Source organism: Holdemanella sp. DFI.5.55 (assembly GCF_020593575.1).
GTDB classification, from domain to species: Bacteria; Bacillota_I; Bacilli_A; order Erysipelotrichales; family Erysipelotrichaceae; genus Holdemanella; species Holdemanella hominis.
This window is the reverse complement of the sequence record NZ_JAJDMK010000494.1, coordinates 1-204: the sequence shown is the minus strand read 5'-3', so window position 1 is coordinate 204 and position 204 is coordinate 1. Positions and strand designations below refer to the sequence as shown.

Here is a 204-nt window from a genome sequence, read left to right as displayed (position 1 = left end):
GCTTACGCACTCTTGTTGGAATAATAGTTGTATCATAATAGTCTGCCATTTCCTGATATGATTTGTTTAATATTGGATCCTCATATTTCTTGTTTTGGATAATTCCTACTTTTAGATTGTCTGGGATCAGAAGTCTTGTAACTCCGCCAAAATAACGGTAAGCCTGGATATGGCAATCGACCCAATCATTGATTTTCATGCTTG

General features: G+C 36.3%; 1 pseudogene. It reads right to left on the bottom strand.

The features are described from left to right. Positions 1–204 (bottom strand): annotated as a pseudogene (locus LJE08_RS14940) (IS21 family transposase); the annotation flags it as partial.